Here is a 15309-nt window from a genome sequence, read left to right as displayed (position 1 = left end):
GAGCCGGATTTCATTTTCCAACGATTGGAGGGCATGCGATGACGATGAACCATCCCGTGACGTTGCACCGTTCTTTCGATCTGTCCAGCACCGACAACGGAGCGGGCTTCCGTCAATTTGTCCTGCACGCCTATCAGGTGCCGATCCTGTCCGCCGACGAGGAGCGGGAGTTGTCCAACCGCTACCGGCAGCATAACGATCTGGAAGCGGCCCACAAACTCGTCAACGCCTACCTGCGGTTGGTGCTGAAAATCGCCCGAGAGTATGGCAACTATCATCTGAATCTGCCCGATCTGGTCCAGGAAGGGACCGTCGGTTTGATGCACGCGGTCAAAAAATTCGATCCGGCCCTGGGCAACCGGCTGTCGTCTTACGCGGTGTGGTGGATTCGCGCCTCGATTCATGAATTCATTCTCAACTCCTGGCGCATGGTGAAAATCGCCACCACCCAACTCAAGCGACAATTGTTTTTCAAGCTGCGTCAGGCCAAGGATTCCTCTCTGCCCCTCAACTGGGAAGAGGCCGAAGAGCTGGCGAAAAAATTTGGCACCGACGCGGCCACCATCCTCGAAATGGACGGTCGCATGAGCGGCGCCGACACCTCCCTCAACCAGACCATCCTGGAAGAAGAGGGGGAAATCATCGACTTGATCCCGGACCATCGCCCCAACCAGGAACACGCGGCCATGGCCCAGGAACACCACTCCCGCACCCGGGAGATGATTCGCCAAGGGTTGAACCATCTGAACCCCCGGGAACAGATGATCATCACCCAGCGTTTTCTGACCGACCGGCAGCAAACCCTGGATACCCTGGCCCACACGCTTTCCATCAGCCGGGAACGGGTCCGACAAATCGAAAAACGCGCCCTGGAGAAACTCAAAACCTTCTTTGAAACCATTCCCGATGGTCGGGAACTGGCTGTGGGCAGCGCGTATCCGGCCTGAGGGGGATTCCCGAAAAAAAAGCCGATCACTCCTGTCCTCTGACAGCTTTCGATAATGATTGGAAAAACCATCATCCCGATGCCATGACGCCCCGTTTCACCAGGTTTCCACACCTTGCCGCGCAAGGGGCGAACCTGTAAGCTAGATTGGATGATATTCATCCAGCATGGACATTGGGTGGGAATGGATCACCAGCAGAAAACAAACCTCAATGGGCAGATGGAACAGGCCATCCGGCTTGGGATTCAGGCCCATTTGGCGTTCCGCAAACACTCCGAGGCGCGCATCACCGCCATTCGTGACGGCTCCTGGCTGGATACGACCTCACAGTCCATGCTGTTTCGTCTACAGGCCGAATACGATGCCCAACAGGAGGAGTACCGCAAGGCGCTCCACGCCCTGCGGGAGGCGGCGCCGAATGAGTACGGCACCTTGCTGCGGGAAATCGCCCAACAGATCCGGGAAGAGATCAATCAATCTCCCCAACTGGTCGCCTCCACTCTCCCCACCGCGCCCCCATGACCCGGACCGCCCCCACGACCACGCCCCATCCCTTGGAGATTCCCCCCATGTACTACGCCATCATCGGTGAAGATGTCCTGGAATCCCTGCCGTTGCGCTTGGCCGTTCGACCGGCCCATCTGGCCCGACTCGAAACCCTGAAGGCGGAGAACCGTCTGTTGCTGGCGGGACCGTTTCCGGATTCCGCAACGCAGACGGGGGAGAATCCAGGCTTCACGGGCAGCCTGATCGTGGCCGAATTCGACTCCCTGGCGGACGCTCAGGCCTGGGCCGAGGGAGATCCCTATGTTGCGGCGGGAGTTTACACCCGGGTGACGGTCAAGCCGTTCAAACGGGTTCTGCCCTGAAGGCGTATTCCATCCCGGCGATCAGGCACCGCTCCAGGGGGGGCCAGACCGACAGGTGGTCGTTGTGCAACGCCTCCAGGAAGGCCAGAGTCTGGGCGTGAATGCCCCGATTGCCCCGTTCCCGCGGTCCCGCCACATTCAAAACCCGAATCCGATGACCGCGCAACCATTCGCGTATCTCATCCAGGTCCACATTGCGGTTCAGGTGGATCAGCCGATGCAATTTCGGCATGGATCGGGCGAGTTGAACCGTCAACAGCGTGCCTCCGGTCAACTCGCCCCGATAAAAAATCAACGCCCCGTCACAATCCCGCATATTCCAGAAGGTCCGCTGCCGATAATCGGACTTCGGGGTCTCCCGTAGCGGATACTGGACCCCGATGGGGCCGTCATCGGCCTTGCGCCCCTTGGGACACCACCCGCCGAGTGCGATACCTTTGGACATGGCAAAATCCAATGCTGCCCGATCCACCCCGGTTTGACCACCTGAAATGATTTTGATAAACATTGCTTCCTCACATGGGCTGAAAAAATTCTCCATATAATAGATCAACCCCAAACTTTTTTCAAGTCCGTCAGTGCTGGCTCTTGGCGATTTTCTGCTGTATCATATCTGGTCTTTTCTGCGTAAAAAAAACTTGCCGGAGACCTAAATCATGGACATTCTGAGTGACGACGAACTCATCATCGAACTGAAAAAACGGTTCGACCAGACCAAACAGGCGCTGTACGATGTCAAGATGATCAGCAAGAAGCTTGAGGATGTCAATCATAAACTTCAGTTGTCGGAACAGGTTAAAAGCAACTTTGTTTCCCATATGAAGAATGAAATCAATAATCCTTTATCATGCATTCTCGGATTGTCACAGCAATTAATTTCTTCCGCCATGGACCCGGAAATGGTCTCCAGCGCGGCGTCCCTGATCCACAACGAAGCGTTCAGCCTGGATTTCCAACTGCGCAACATCTTCGCGGCTGCGGAACTGGAGTCCGGCGACACCTCGCTGCAAGTGTCCATGGTGGACATCAACCACCTGATCACCAGCACCACCGAATCGTTCCAGCATCTGATCCAGGACAAACGGCTGAGCGTCAACTTCACGCCGCAAGGAGATGAAAAAGAACGTCTACTCTTCAAAACCGACGCGGAACGACTGCGGCTGGTTTTTTCCAATCTGCTCTCCAACGCCATCGAGTTTAACCAGGATGACGGCCAGATCACCATCCAAGCCCAGGTTCTGGACGAAAACCTCACCCTGACCGTGGCCGATACCGGCATCGGTATCGACATGTCCCAGTTGCATCGCCTCTTCGACCGCTTTGTGCAAGGAGAGTCGGGGATGCGCAAAAGCCACAAGGGGCACGGTCTGGGACTCTCCATCACCCAGGCGGTGCTGGACCTGATGCAAGGAACCGTCTCGGTCCACTCTCCGGACCGGCAGGGAGCCACCTTCACCATTTCGGTCCCGGAACTCCCCTCGGACGCCGAGGCGGATGCCTTCTCGGTGGATGGCAACGAATTCCTGTTTGGCGACGATGACGGAGTCGAGGCGTTCTGACCCATGACCACCGGCGGCGATCCCAGCAAACCCTTTCTGATGCCCGGCGCCCTGTTTGCGCAAAACGGGGCCTATGTCATCACCACTGTCCTTGGTTCCTGCATTGCGGTCTGCCTGTGGGACCGCATGCGCAAGGAAGGGGGCATGAATCACTACAAATTGCCCTTGTGGAACGGTGACGGTCTCCCCTCCCCCAAGTACGGCAACATCGCCATCGCCAAACTCATCGAACGCATGGACGAGATGGGTTGCCTGCGTCGCAACATCGTGGCCAAGGTCTTTGGTGGTGGCGCGGTGATCAAAAGCACCTCCGGACTGCTCAACGTGGGGGAGCGCAACATCGAAGTGGCGGTGGACCTTCTGGCGCGGGAAAACATCCCCATCATCGCCTCCGACATGGGAGGCGATTACAGCCGCAAAATCATTTTCGATACCGAATCAGGGGCCATCATGATGAAAAAAGCCTCCCCCAGTTGATCCGCGACAGCGGCTCCGCCTTCAGGCATGCCCGCGCAACGCCTCCATGACCGGCCTGTCCAGATCCCGGCGCGTGGCGGCGTAGCCGGTGGCGGTCACCGTGGCGGAACCGATGGCCAAGGCTAAAAACGTGGCCATCGGCAACCAGTCCCACACGTCGTTGAACAACATCACCATCACCCCCAGGGTGATCCCCTGCCCCACCACCACACCCGCCACCGTGGCGATCACCCCCAACAACAGATATTCCACCAAAGCGCCGATGGCCAGATCCCGTTGCGTGGCCCCCAGCAGTCGCCGGATAGCCGCCTCCCGCGCCCGTCGCCGCCGGATCAGCGTCACGCTCACCGCCAACCCGGTCAGACCCGAAGCCGCCGCCATACCCCCGGCCAGTCGCACCGAAGCGATCAACCGTTCCAATACCTCCCTGGCCCGCTCCATCACCTCCCGCGACGCGATCACCGACACATTGTGAAACTGCTGCACCACAGCGGTACGGAAGGCCTCTTCCCGACCCGGCTCGATCATGACGCTCGCCAGATAGGAATACGGCGCCCCCTCCATCACCGCCGGTGAGAAGATCACAAAAAAATTAAGCCCCATGTCCGACCAGCGCACCTCCCGAATGCTGGTGATGGCAGCCGACACCACCTCCCCCAGAATGTCGAAGGCGATGGTATCGCCGATGCGCAGGTTCAAGGCGCGGGCCATTTCCCGTTCCACACTCGCCTCCATGGCCCCCGGATCCTGCCACCAACGCCCTTCGGTCAAACGGTTGCCGGCAGGCAGCCTCTCCGCCCAGGTCAACACATAATCCCGCTGGAAACGCCACGCCTGGGAATGACTTTTCACCCACTCCGGGGTGACCTTCTCCCCTTTCAGGGCCTGAATGCGCCCCCGCACCACCGGCGTGACCCGCAAGCCCTCCGGCTCCCCCATGAACCGATTGGCCAACTGGCGCAATCCCGGCTCCTGGTCGGGTTGCAGGTCGATCAGGAAAAAACCCGGCACCCGTTCGGGCAAACGCTCCACCATCTGCCGGTCAAGATTCTGTTCCAGGAAGAAAATCGCGCACAACGCCCCCACACCGAGTCCCACGGAAAGAATCGCCCCCGTGGTACCGGCCCCCTGGGCCACCAGTCCCCGCACCGCCAATCGCCAGACCAGACGGGAGGGCCGAAGGCGTCGCAACAGCAGGATCCCGCCTCTGGCCACCAGCCAGAGCAGCCCCAACGAAAACCCCAGCCCGACGGCGAACATCACCCCGTTTTTCCACCCTCCCTGCCCCCCCAAAACCAAAGCGGCCATCAAGGTCATACCCACCGGCACCCCCCACCGCCATTTCCAGTGGAGCAGATCGGTTCCGCCCCCCCACTCCACCGCCCGGAACAGACCCGCCGGAGAGACCAAACGGGTACTCCAAAGCGCTCCCAGGGAAAAAATCACCCCCAGAGCCATGCCGGCCCCGGCTCCGATCCCAAAAATCGTCCCGGAGAAGACAATCTCCCCCCCCTCCCCTCCCCAGCCGGAGAGCAGCCACGGAAATCCACTCCCCAGGGCTGCGCCCGCCAACGCCGCCGGAACGGCCATCAGCAGCAACCGCACCAGAAAAATGGCCACTACCGTGGCATGTCCGGCTCCCAGGGACTTGAGAATGGCAATCTGGGCACGATTTTCCCGCGCATGAGCCGCCATGGCCCCGGCCATGGCATTGCCGGAGGTCAGGAGAGTCAGGAGGGTCATCAGATGCAAAAACAGCGTGAAACGCTCAATAAAGCGGCGCGCGGCGGGTTGACTGTCCGCCGGAGTCATCACCCGCAGCCCCGTTCCCGCGGCCACCTCCCCCAACTGACGGGCAATCCGGGCCAGATCCTCCCCATCGGGCACCCGGACCAAAGCGACATGCTGCACCCGACTGCCGAACCCCAACAATCCGGTGGCGACCGCCCGCTCTTTGGGAATCACCAATCTCGGACCCCAACGAAAAAAACGCATCACCCGATCCGGTTCCCGCAGCAGCACATCCGCCAGTCGGAAACGGGCCTCCCCCAGTTCAAAGGTGGCGCCAGGCTCCAGCCCGAGCCGCTCGAACAACGCCGGTTCCACCACCGCTCCCTGGTCCCGCATCGCCTCGTGAAGGGGAAGCCCGGAACGCAACGCCACCGCCCCCCGCAAAGGATGAAGATCGGCAGCGGCCAACACCTCCACCAGTACGGTCCGCTCGGAACCGGGAATCCGCACCATGGCGGTGAACTCCAAATTTTCCGCCACCTGCCAGCCGGGCCGACGCAAATGGGCCTGGATGAACGCCGGAAACGCCGTGGCGGATTCGATGCGCAGATCCGCCGCCAGCATGGTCCTGGTTTCCCGATCCAGTCCATCCTGGAGGGTTTTGGCAGTGGCGGCCATGCCGGTGGCCATGGCCACAGACAAAAAAATCGCCCAGGCAAACAGCAAAAAATCCCGTCTGGCCCCGGCAATGCCACGCAACGCTATGATCCAAATCGCTTTCATGTCCATTCCACCCGCTTTCCGATTGCGGGCAATCCATCCTTTCCACGATCTTTTCCCCGGATTGCCCATTTTTTTGCATTTTGCGGCTTGACCTTTCCCACGTCACGGATTATAAATCCCCCCATTCCGCATCATGCGCTCGTAGCTCAGCCCGGATAGAGCAACTGGCTACGAACCAGTAGGCCGGAGGTTCGAATCCTTCCGAGCGCGCCATTGGAATCGCATACCAAAAGAGCCACCCACACACAGGTGGCTCTTTTTGTTTTTGGGGCACCCAAGATCGCCTTTTTATTCATCACCCTCCTCACAATACGCCTCCATATCGATTAATTCTTAGGCATTCCCAGTCCTGCACCCGCATAAAAAACGGTATTTCTTATTCAAATTCAATCTGTTGACCATTATGGTTTCATTATTGCTGAGTATCCATGCAACCGCGGGCGGCACAGGGAATCCGACGGGACGCACCCGATACCGATTCACACCCGGACCTTAATTTTTACACGATAAACACGATGCGTCCCGAGCCGGACGTCCTACATTCTGGAGCTTGGTTTATGAACAAAAATGACATGTTGCGATTTCTGATCAAGGATGACATGGCCCGACTCAGCGAAAAATCCACCCGTCGCATCTTCAAGAAAGGCGACATCATCCTGAAAGAAGGGGTGGTGGCCCACAGTCTTTACCGGTTGATCAAAGGATCGGTCAAAGTGGTCAAGGATGTGCGGGGGGAGGATGTGGTGATCTCCCGTCTGGGACCCGGGGAACTGCTAGGGATTGCCTCGCTTTTGAATGGAACCGCCATCATGGCCACGGTGGTGGCCAAAGAGGAGAGCGAATTTGAACTGATCGCCCTGCACGATCTGCAATCCCTGCTGGAATCCATGCCTGGACTGGCGGTACGCTTCTATCGTTCCTTGGGGGCCGTGCTGATGGACCGCCTGGATCTGGTCGTCCACCAAGTGGTTTCCCCTGAGCCTTCCTGAGACCGACCCCCGAGAAAAAACAGGGCCATCGCGGCCTTGTAGAACGCTGAACCGGTGGCAGGGGTGACAAGGTCGGAAAGACATCCCTGCCGCCGGTTTCCACATCGAGCAGAAAATCACACCGTCAATTCGACCAACGTGATATCATCCCGCTGATCGTCATCCCCCCGGAACCGCACCAGTTCGCTGTGAATCGACTCCAGGGGCGCCCCCGACGCGGCGATGCCGGAAAGCACCCGATCCAGATTCTCACCACCGAAAAAAAGACCATCCGGGGATTGGGTCTCGTAAACACCGTCGGAATAAAAATAGATCTGATCCCCCGCCTCGACCTGCATGCTCACTTCCACATCGTCCATCAAGATGTCACGCATGATCCCCAACGGCATCAATCGGGAGGGGGGACCCGACAGGCCGACACCCTTCCGACATAAAAACAACGGATGCATGCCGGCATTGTAGACGATCATCCGCCCGGCCCGCCGATCCAGGGCGATGAAGCTGGCGGTCAGGAACATGTCCACCGGCAGACGGTCGTGAATCTGTCGGTTGATTTTCTGCAAGATCTCCAGGGAAGAACACCCCTTCAAGACCATGCTGTGAAAAATATCCGACACCAAAGGTCCACACACCGCCGCCACCAGACCGTGTCCGGTGAAATCCCCCAGCAGCACATATTGAACTCCCGCCTCATCACGGGCGGAAAGCACCAGGTCTCCGGTGGTTTTTTCCACAGGAGTCATGATGAAACGCATCGAAAACGGATCAAACCTGTCATCCTTGCGCATCTTGAGAATGACATTCTCGATGGCCTCCCGGTCCATGGCGATTTTTTCCGCCAACTCCACACGCCGCAACCAGGCGTTGAGACGGGCCTGAAGGATCACATGGTTGAAGGGCTTGGAGATGAAATCATCTCCGCCACAGCGCAGGCATTCGGCCAACAGTTCCTGGTCCTCGACGCCGGTCAAAAAAATCACCGGCACCGGCACATCCGCCCCCATGGATTCGGCGCGAATCCGTCGCGTGGCCTCGTGACCATTCATGATGGGCATCATCACGTCCATGAGTACCAGATCCGGAGACTTGGCGCGATACATCTCCAATCCCTGCTGACCGTCAAAGGCCATGAGGACCGCATGTCCCTCCCGTTTCAGGAAGCGTTCCAGATGCAACCGTGCCAGGGGGTCATCGTCAACAACCAGTACCGTGCGCATTCTTTCTCCCATCCCCGTGACTCCATCTTCCTTTTCTCAAGGCCCCACGGTGCAACTCCCCCGCTTGCCTCCTGGCGCACGCTGGAATACCCTCTCAAGACAAGCCGCGTTGCCGCCGAAAAGTATCACCAAGCAGACCCGGCACCGACAGCGTCCAAACAACCATATCAGAAACGGCTCAGCCAAGCCATGCCCCATGCCGGCTTGCACCGCCAAACGAGGAGATTGTACCCCATGAAACGTGTCTTCAATTTCAGTGCCGGACCCGCCGTCCTTCCTCTGCCTGTCCTGGAACGGGCCAGAGATGAAATGATCGATTACCGGGGTTCCGGCATGTCGGTGATGGAAATGAGCCATCGCTCCAAGGATTACATGGCCATCATCGCCGCGGCGGAATCCCTGCTGCGGGAAATCATGGGCATCGGAGACGACTATGCCGTCCTCTTCTTGCAAGGGGGGGCTTCGCTGCAATTTTCCATGATCCCCATGAACCTCATCACCGATCCCGCCAGCCAGTCCGCCGACTACGTCATGACCGGCAGTTGGTCCGAAAAAGCCTGCTCCGAAGCCAAAAAAATCTTCTCCGATGTGCGAGTGGCCGCCTCCACCAAAAGCGTCAACTACAGCCGCATCCCCACCCAGCAGGAATTGACCCTCAATCCCGATGCGACCTACGTTCACATCACCAGCAACAACACCATCTTCGGCACCGAATACCCCTATCTCCCGGATACCGGTTCCGTCCCCCTGGTGGTGGATGCCTCCTCCAACATCCTCTCCCGTCCCGTGGATGTCTCGAAACACGGCATCATCTACGCCGGCGCCCAGAAAAATCTCGGTCCCAGCGGCGTCACCGTGGTGATCATCCGCAAGGATCTGATGGGTCGCAAAGCCAATCTGCCCAGCATGCTGGATTTCCAGGCCCTGGCCAAGGAAGGCTCCATGCTCAACACTCCCCCCACCTATGCCATCTACATCCTCGGACTGGTGCTGGAATGGGTCAAAGAGCAAGGCGGCGTGACGGCCATGGAACAACACAACATCCGCAAGGCCAACAAGCTCTACGCCGCCATCGACAGCTCGGCGTTTTATCTGTGCCCCACGGAACCGATCAGCCGTTCCCGCATGAACGTTCCCTTCACCCTGGCCAAGCCGGAATTGACCGACGCCTTCCTGGCCGGTGCCAAAGCCGCCGGACTGGTCACCCTGAAAGGTCATCGTTCCGTGGGAGGCATGCGCGCCTCCATTTACAACGCCATGCCGGAAGAAGGGGTGGATGCCCTGATCACCTTCATGCAGGAATTTGAACGGACTCAAGGTTAATCCCTCATCAACCTCAATGCCCGCGAGAGATCGGAAAGCATTCCATGATTGCCAATCCCCATGTTTTCTCCCCTGGCGGGCCACGCACGGCCATCCCCATCCCCGCGACCCGCATCGATGGGGATGGCCCATGAAAAATCCATTTCTCGGACTGGTCCGGTTCATCGACCTGCCCAAATATCTGCACATCCATTATCCGGGTCCCCGCTGGGCGTTGGTGGCGGGCTACATGCTCACCATCTATCTGACCCTGCCCCTCACTCCCCTGGTCTCCCAGGCCGCCTTCAAGCTCATCGGCAAACGGGAAACCGGGTTGATCATCTCGATCGTCTTGTTATGCATCCTGATCGGCGTGGTCTGGATCATGTTCCGCCGCATCCACGCCGCGAGACGGTTCACGGCCCTGCTCCCCTTCATGGCCATTCTCGGGGTCGCCTCCTACATGGACAACCCGGTGGAACGGGTCCATCTGCTGGAATACGGCATTCTGGCATTTCTGGTGTTCCGGGCCATGGGACAGCCGAGCGGCATGGGATTGCTCTGGTGTTACCTGGCGGTGGTGATGGCGGGATTTTCCGACGAAACCATTCAATGGATCCTCCCCAACCGCTATTTCGATCTGCGGGACGTGGGCATGAATGGAGTCGGCGCGGCTTGCGGGTTGTGGTTCGGGGTCATGATCCGACGCCCGGATGACCACCCCTAGAACCCCCCGCATGATCCGCATCACCTTCGATCAGGGCACCCTGCTCGTCACCGGTCCCACCGAGGCGTTGCAACCGGCTGCCCCGCTGCTGCGCTGGGATGACCGCCTGGAGTGCCATCGGGCCGAAGCCCGTCACTACGGTCCCATCGTCTTGGCCCTGCACCGGGCGAAAGTTCCCTATGAGGATCTGGCCCGGGCCTTTCAACCCCGCCAGTTCCTCAGCCACAACGATCACCCGCCCCGACCCCACCAGCAGGCCGCCTTCGACGCCTGGGTCAAGGCCGCCTCCCAGGGGGTAGTGGTCCTGCCCACCGGCGCGGGCAAAACCCTGGTGGCCCGCATGGCCATCGCCCGCATCCAGCGGGATACCCTGATTCTGGCCCCCACCATCAATCTGGTGCAACAGTGGCATGAACAGCTCGGTCAGGCCTTCGGCATGCCCATCGGCATGCTGGGAGGTGGAGAGTACCAACTGGAACCGATCACCGTCAGCACCTACGACTCGGCCTACATCCACATGGAGCGCATCGGCGCCCGCTTCGGCCTGCTGGTCTGCGACGAATGCCATCATCTTCCCGCCACCACCACCCGTCTGGCGGCCCAGATGTGCGTCGCACCCTACCGGCTGGGACTCACCGCCACCCCGGAACGGGCCGATGGCCAGGAGGAGGAACTGTTCCATCTGCTTGGCCCGTTGGTCTATCGCTGCGAGATTGCCGATCTGGAAGGCGCCTTTCTCGCCCCCTATCGGCTGGAACGGATCCCCGTCACCCTCGACCCCGACGAGCGACTGGCCTACGACGCCGCCTATGCCCAATACCGGGAGTTCGCCCGTTCCACCGGGGTCAATCTCTCCCGTCCGGCGGGCTGGAGCCAGTTCATCATGGTGTGCTGCCGCTCCAAGGAGGGCCGGGCCGCCATGGCCGCCTATCGCATGCAAAAACGACTCGCCCGGGCCTCCCGCGCCAAGCTGCGCATGGTCTGGACCCTGATGCGCCGCCATCGCCACGAACGGGCTTTGCTGTTCACCGACGACAATGCCACCGCCTACGCCATCGGCGAGACCTTTTTCCTGCCGGTCATCACCCACAAGACGAAACTCTCCGAGCGCAGCCGCTTTCTCGACGGCTTTCGGGCCGGGGAGTTTCCTTTTCTGGTCAACTCACGGGTACTCAACGAAGGAATCGATCTGCCCGAGGTGAGCGTGGGCATTATCGTGTCGGGCAGCGGCTCAATCCGGGAACATGTGCAACGTCTGGGACGCCTGCTCCGCCCCCGGGAGGGCAAACAGGCCATTCTGTATGAACTGGTCTCGCAAGACACCGCCGAAACCTTCACCAGCGAACGCCGCCGTCAGCACTCGGCCTATCAACGGGGAGACCAAGCGTGTTGAATCGGGAACTGCTGCGCTTCGACCATCGGGGCGGCAAGATTCTGCCCCGTTTTGTCGATCCCACCAACGAACTGCTGCGCACCTTCGCCCGGGATCTCGCCCTGATCTACGCCGCCGCGGAAGGTCAAAGCCGGGAAGAGCTGAGTGAAACCCTCATGCCCCGCATCAACGCCTTCCGCTCCCCGCTGGTGGCCAAAGGGTTGAACAAGCTGCTGCTGGACCGCTGCACCTTTCGGGAATCCCTGGAGGGACTGGAAGAGCGTCGTCTCGCCACGTTCGCGGCGGCGGCCCTCCATCTGAAAGCCCCCCGCATGAACGATCTGGAAGCCTTTCGTCAGGCCGTGGCCCAGACGATGCAAAGCGCGGATCCGGATCAACTGGCCCTTGATCTCCACGCCGACCTCCCGGACCGTCAACCCCTGATCGCCTTCGACCCCATCGAACCCGAAGCCCTGCTGCACCGCTACAACATGGCCATGGCCCAGGGTCCGCTTTTCTGGGCCGATCGGCTGACCATCCGCATGCAAGAGCCGGATCCGGGACGACAAAGGACTTTCTTTCAATACCTGAAATGGTTTCAACTGTTGGCCACCGTCACCCACGACCCCCACGCCGTCGGCGGTTTCACCCTGGAACTGGACGGCCCCTTGAGCCTGTTCGACGTGCAACGCAAATACGGCTTGAAGCTGGCCGCCTTTCTGCCGGCGGTCTGCGGGCTGTCCCGCTGGAAACTCCAGGCCACCACCCGCATCGATGGCAAAACCGCCTCCCTGGAACTCGATGAAACCAGCGGTCTCCACGCCCATTTCAGTCGGGTGGCCACCTACATCCCCGAGGAGTTCGTCACCTTCGCCGCTCAGTTCCAAAAAGAGATCCCGGAATGGGAAATTCTGCCCCATCCCACCCTGCTGGATCTGGGGCGTCAGGAACTGGTGGTGCCGGATTTCAGTTTCCGCCATCAAAGCGGGATGTTGGCCCATCTGGAACTGTTTCACCGCTGGCACGCCAGTCAACTGCCCCGCCGCTTGAACCGCCTCGACCACATCACCACCCCGCCCCCGCTGGTAGTGGGCATCGACCGCACCTTGAACAAACGGGCCGAGTTGATCCCCCTGCTGGAACACTCCCCCTGGTTCCAGGCCCACGGTCTGGCCTTCAACCAGTTTCCGCCGGTCAAACGGGTGGCCCGGTCTCTGGATGGATGGTTCTAAACCGCACCGATCACGGGATACGTAGTTTCTTGATCACAACCAAGACATAATCAGCATGAGACTTTCCTTAATCCGGAGGTGTGACATGCTGAAGGGTAGAATATACCCGGTGGGGACACTCCCTGGAGGAGTTGCGTCACCTGCTCTGTGAATGCAGAGCCAGCGGACTCGGGAACGCTTGCTGGCGCTCTAGAGATGGCTCAGGGGAGTTATCCCACCCAATTGGCCAAACGAATTTCGCGACATTATCAGACCCTGATGCGCTGGATTCATGGATATAATGAACATGGTCCTGAATCCCAGGTGTTTCGCCATACAGGTGGCCACCCCCTTTTTTCCAAAGAATCCAGGACGCCATCTGCGGAGAAGTGAAGAACGCCATCAACTTGATGGTTACGCGAGGATGTCACCTATTTCTTCAGCCATACAACCAACAAGAAACTCATTGACCGTGTAGCGAAATTTCAGGACGATATCAACCAATCTCCATACGAACTTGCAGACCGGCTTTGGGTGAAAGACTGCTGCCTGGATCCCGATACGAAAAAACTACGAATTCCAAGATAGGTGCGATTTAGAGAAGAATTTCATATTATATTTACTGTCTAGTATTGGCATAATTTTAATATCTTTCACCATCGACTACTTCAGTCATTAAATTTTGGAGGCTGCCATGTTTCATTTGCATCAAAAATCGACATGTGGTAATCTTGAAATACGCATTAGCACGTCTTACGGATTGTTGATTGAAGTTAATATTACCAAAAATATAAATTTAAAATCGATTATTTTAATTGCAGCAATTGTTAGAGTTGAACTTGGAATGCGTATGTACAACAAATTTTTAAATATCAACAAGCCCGATCAAGAAAAAATTTGTTTCAATAATATATTGTCAGACATGCAAATCACTCCGATAAGCCCAAACAGAGCATTCTTGACAAGTGAATCCCATGAAGACTTGAGACGTCTTTCTGAATTGACTCCTTTTAGTATTTACGAATACTTTTCACTTGAAAGAGAAGAACTTGATAATATTACATCTGACATCTTTCAGTCTAAAATTGACTCTATATATTTTCAATGCTGGACAAGGACAAACAACGCTGGCATAAGATATGTAACATGCAATGGAAATTATTCAAAATCTGGTACACAAATCACAACCGAAAAGCCAGAGCATGAACCAGAAGATGTCAGTATTGATGATAATATTAAAGAGGCCGCAAGACATAGAAATGATTGGCATTGGTTTTACAAGAAAGTTATAAACAAGGGGGATTGGGACTTTAAGCAACGAGATGGAAAATTTCAAAATTTTGGTAACTTCAATTATGGGGCCACAGGAAAAGCATTAGGAATTCCAGAAAAGATCTTACTCAGAGGCGCAGGATAGGCACAGGGGCACGCTGGGACGTCCAAAAAGGAATGGGGTGAATGGTATGGATCACCTCCCCATGGAGATGATCCAGAAGATCAAGAGTGGATAAAAAAAGGATTCAAATATTATGATAAGAAAAGTTTACAAGGTGAATAAGATTCATATTGTTATATGTCAACTATTGGAATAGGATATTGCAGGATTAGAACAGAATTATGTTTTAGAACGATCTTTCTAGATTCTAATGTCTGATAAATAGGGCATCCTCAGAAAGTCCAACACATTGAAACTGTACATGAAATCGTATTTATGATAGTATTCGGATGTATGGTTTTCAGCCCTTTTGGCCCAAAAGGCTTGCACCCATGATCCGAGAGCCCGACAAAAAGCAGCCCAGCCTGCCCGGTTTTGAGAGTCCATTCGAGAGAAATCTTGACCCGAACAACCGGTGGGTCAAACTGGCTGAGGTGGTTCCCTGGGAGGAGTTTGCCGCCGCCTATTACAGCGGCATGAGCGCGGACCAGGGAACGCCTGCCAAACCGGCCCGGTTGATGGTGGGTGCGGTGATCATCAAACATCGCCAGAGGTGGACCGACGAGGAGACGGTTCTGCAGATCCAGGAGAACCCGTATCTGCAATTTTTTTGTGGCTTTTCCGGCTTCACCCTGGAGCAACCGTTTGCGATGGGAGAAGTTCAGGCGTTGCAGAAGATCCACCGAAACC

Annotated in this window: 15 protein-coding genes, 1 tRNA gene and 1 pseudogene; 14 read left to right on the top strand and 3 right to left on the bottom strand. The window is 57.4% G+C overall.

What is annotated here, in order from left to right:
• Window positions 1-44: 44 nt before the first annotated feature.
• The 3 genes from HQL98_09360 to HQL98_09350 all read left to right on the top strand — a co-directional run bounded on the left by HQL98_09360 (window position 45) and on the right by HQL98_09350 (window position 1816).
• The gene (locus tag HQL98_09360; protein ID MBF0272255.1) at window positions 45-947 is read left to right on the top strand and encodes an RNA polymerase factor sigma-32; all 903 of its coding nucleotides are present in this window, start codon (window positions 45-47) and stop codon (window positions 945-947) included.
• A gap of 183 nt (window positions 948-1130) precedes the next feature.
• The gene (locus HQL98_09355) at window positions 1131-1469 is read left to right on the top strand and encodes a hypothetical protein (protein MBF0272254.1); all 339 of its coding nucleotides are present in this window, start codon (window positions 1131-1133) and stop codon (window positions 1467-1469) included.
• A gap of 47 nt (window positions 1470-1516) precedes the next feature.
• On the top strand, window positions 1517-1816 hold the full coding sequence (locus HQL98_09350; protein MBF0272253.1) for a YciI family protein: 300 nt from the start codon (window positions 1517-1519) through the stop codon (window positions 1814-1816).
• Here the strand turns inward: HQL98_09350 and HQL98_09345 are convergent.
• A complete protein-coding gene (locus tag HQL98_09345) occupies window positions 1797-2324 on the bottom strand; it encodes a putative molybdenum carrier protein (GenBank protein ID MBF0272252.1) in 528 nt (175 codons plus the stop codon). The two genes, HQL98_09350 and HQL98_09345, sit on opposite strands and share 20 nt — an antisense overlap.
• A 148-nt stretch (window positions 2325-2472) precedes the next feature.
• On the opposite strand from HQL98_09345, the gene HQL98_09340 reads away from it, so the two are divergent.
• Window positions 2473-3375 (top strand): HAMP domain-containing histidine kinase, encoded by a 903-nt coding sequence (locus tag HQL98_09340; protein ID MBF0272251.1) that lies wholly within the window; start codon window positions 2473-2475, stop codon window positions 3373-3375.
• Between the two features lie 3 nt (window positions 3376-3378).
• Window positions 3379-3852 carry a chemotaxis protein CheD gene (locus HQL98_09335; protein MBF0272250.1) on the top strand — a complete coding sequence of 158 codons (474 nt, stop codon included), beginning with the start codon at window positions 3379-3381 and terminating at the stop codon, window positions 3850-3852.
• A gap of 21 nt (window positions 3853-3873) precedes the next feature.
• Here HQL98_09335 and HQL98_09330 read toward each other — a convergent pair whose 3' ends face one another.
• Window positions 3874-6366 (bottom strand): FtsX-like permease family protein, encoded by a 2493-nt coding sequence (locus HQL98_09330; GenBank protein ID MBF0272249.1) that lies wholly within the window; start codon window positions 6364-6366, stop codon window positions 3874-3876.
• Between the two features lie 135 nt (window positions 6367-6501).
• On the opposite strand from HQL98_09330, the gene HQL98_09325 reads away from it, so the two are divergent.
• A tRNA-Arg gene (locus HQL98_09325) sits at window positions 6502-6579 on the top strand.
• Between the two features lie 344 nt (window positions 6580-6923).
• Window positions 6924-7355 (top strand): cyclic nucleotide-binding domain-containing protein, encoded by a 432-nt coding sequence (locus HQL98_09320; GenBank protein ID MBF0272248.1) that lies wholly within the window; start codon window positions 6924-6926, stop codon window positions 7353-7355.
• A gap of 116 nt (window positions 7356-7471) precedes the next feature.
• Here HQL98_09320 and HQL98_09315 read toward each other — a convergent pair whose 3' ends face one another.
• Window positions 7472-8572, bottom strand: a complete 1101-nt coding sequence (locus tag HQL98_09315) for a fused response regulator/phosphatase (GenBank protein MBF0272247.1) — start codon at window positions 8570-8572, stop codon at window positions 7472-7474.
• Window positions 8573-8806: 234 nt separating this feature from the next.
• Between HQL98_09315 and serC the strand changes: the two genes are divergently transcribed.
• The 7 genes and pseudogenes from serC to HQL98_09280 all read left to right on the top strand — a co-directional run.
• A complete protein-coding gene (gene serC, locus HQL98_09310; protein MBF0272246.1) occupies window positions 8807-9895 on the top strand; it encodes a 3-phosphoserine/phosphohydroxythreonine transaminase in 1089 nt (362 codons plus the stop codon).
• A gap of 130 nt (window positions 9896-10025) precedes the next feature.
• Window positions 10026-10601, top strand: coding sequence for a VanZ family protein (locus HQL98_09305; GenBank protein MBF0272245.1), 576 nt, complete (start codon window positions 10026-10028; stop codon window positions 10599-10601).
• Between the two features lie 10 nt (window positions 10602-10611).
• The gene (locus HQL98_09300) at window positions 10612-11994 is read left to right on the top strand and encodes a DEAD/DEAH box helicase family protein (protein ID MBF0272244.1); all 1383 of its coding nucleotides are present in this window, start codon (window positions 10612-10614) and stop codon (window positions 11992-11994) included.
• Complete coding sequence (locus HQL98_09295; protein MBF0272243.1) at window positions 11988-13205, top strand: DUF790 family protein; 1218 nt, start codon at window positions 11988-11990, stop codon at window positions 13203-13205. Before HQL98_09300 ends, HQL98_09295 begins: the two co-directional genes overlap by 7 nt.
• A gap of 222 nt (window positions 13206-13427) precedes the next feature.
• Window positions 13428-13577, top strand: coding sequence for a hypothetical protein (locus HQL98_09290; GenBank protein ID MBF0272242.1), 150 nt, complete (start codon window positions 13428-13430; stop codon window positions 13575-13577).
• 529 nt (window positions 13578-14106) lie between these two features.
• Window positions 14107-14742: pseudogene (locus tag HQL98_09285) on the top strand (hypothetical protein).
• Between the two features lie 209 nt (window positions 14743-14951).
• The coding region (locus HQL98_09280; GenBank protein ID MBF0272241.1) for a transposase at window positions 14952-15309 on the top strand (358 nt) is incomplete at its 3' end.

The organism is Magnetococcales bacterium (assembly GCA_015231755.1).
Lineage (GTDB): Bacteria > Pseudomonadota > Magnetococcia > Magnetococcales > Magnetaquicoccaceae > Magnetaquiglobus.
This window is presented reverse-complemented; position numbering and strand designations above follow the sequence as displayed.

Bases quoted from the DNA above. Each gene is read 5' to 3' on its own strand.
- HQL98_09360 (MBF0272255.1), top strand. From the start codon at position 45: ATGAACCATCCCGTGACGTTGCACCGTTCTTTCGATCTGTCCAGCACC.
- HQL98_09355 (MBF0272254.1), top strand. From the start codon at position 1,131: ATGGATCACCAGCAGAAAACAAACCTCAATGGGCAGATGGAACAGGCC.
- HQL98_09350 (MBF0272253.1), top strand. From the start codon at position 1,517: ATGTACTACGCCATCATCGGTGAAGATGTCCTGGAATCCCTGCCGTTG.
- HQL98_09345 (MBF0272252.1), bottom strand. From the start codon at position 2,324: ATGTTTATCAAAATCATTTCAGGTGGTCAAACCGGGGTGGATCGGGCA.
- HQL98_09340 (MBF0272251.1), top strand. From the start codon at position 2,473: ATGGACATTCTGAGTGACGACGAACTCATCATCGAACTGAAAAAACGG.
- HQL98_09335 (MBF0272250.1), top strand. From the start codon at position 3,379: ATGACCACCGGCGGCGATCCCAGCAAACCCTTTCTGATGCCCGGCGCC.
- HQL98_09330 (MBF0272249.1), bottom strand. From the start codon at position 6,366: ATGAAAGCGATTTGGATCATAGCGTTGCGTGGCATTGCCGGGGCCAGA.
- HQL98_09320 (MBF0272248.1), top strand. From the start codon at position 6,924: ATGAACAAAAATGACATGTTGCGATTTCTGATCAAGGATGACATGGCC.
- HQL98_09315 (MBF0272247.1), bottom strand. From the start codon at position 8,572: ATGCGCACGGTACTGGTTGTTGACGATGACCCCCTGGCACGGTTGCAT.
- serC (MBF0272246.1), top strand. From the start codon at position 8,807: ATGAAACGTGTCTTCAATTTCAGTGCCGGACCCGCCGTCCTTCCTCTG.
- HQL98_09305 (MBF0272245.1), top strand. From the start codon at position 10,026: ATGAAAAATCCATTTCTCGGACTGGTCCGGTTCATCGACCTGCCCAAA.
- HQL98_09300 (MBF0272244.1), top strand. From the start codon at position 10,612: ATGATCCGCATCACCTTCGATCAGGGCACCCTGCTCGTCACCGGTCCC.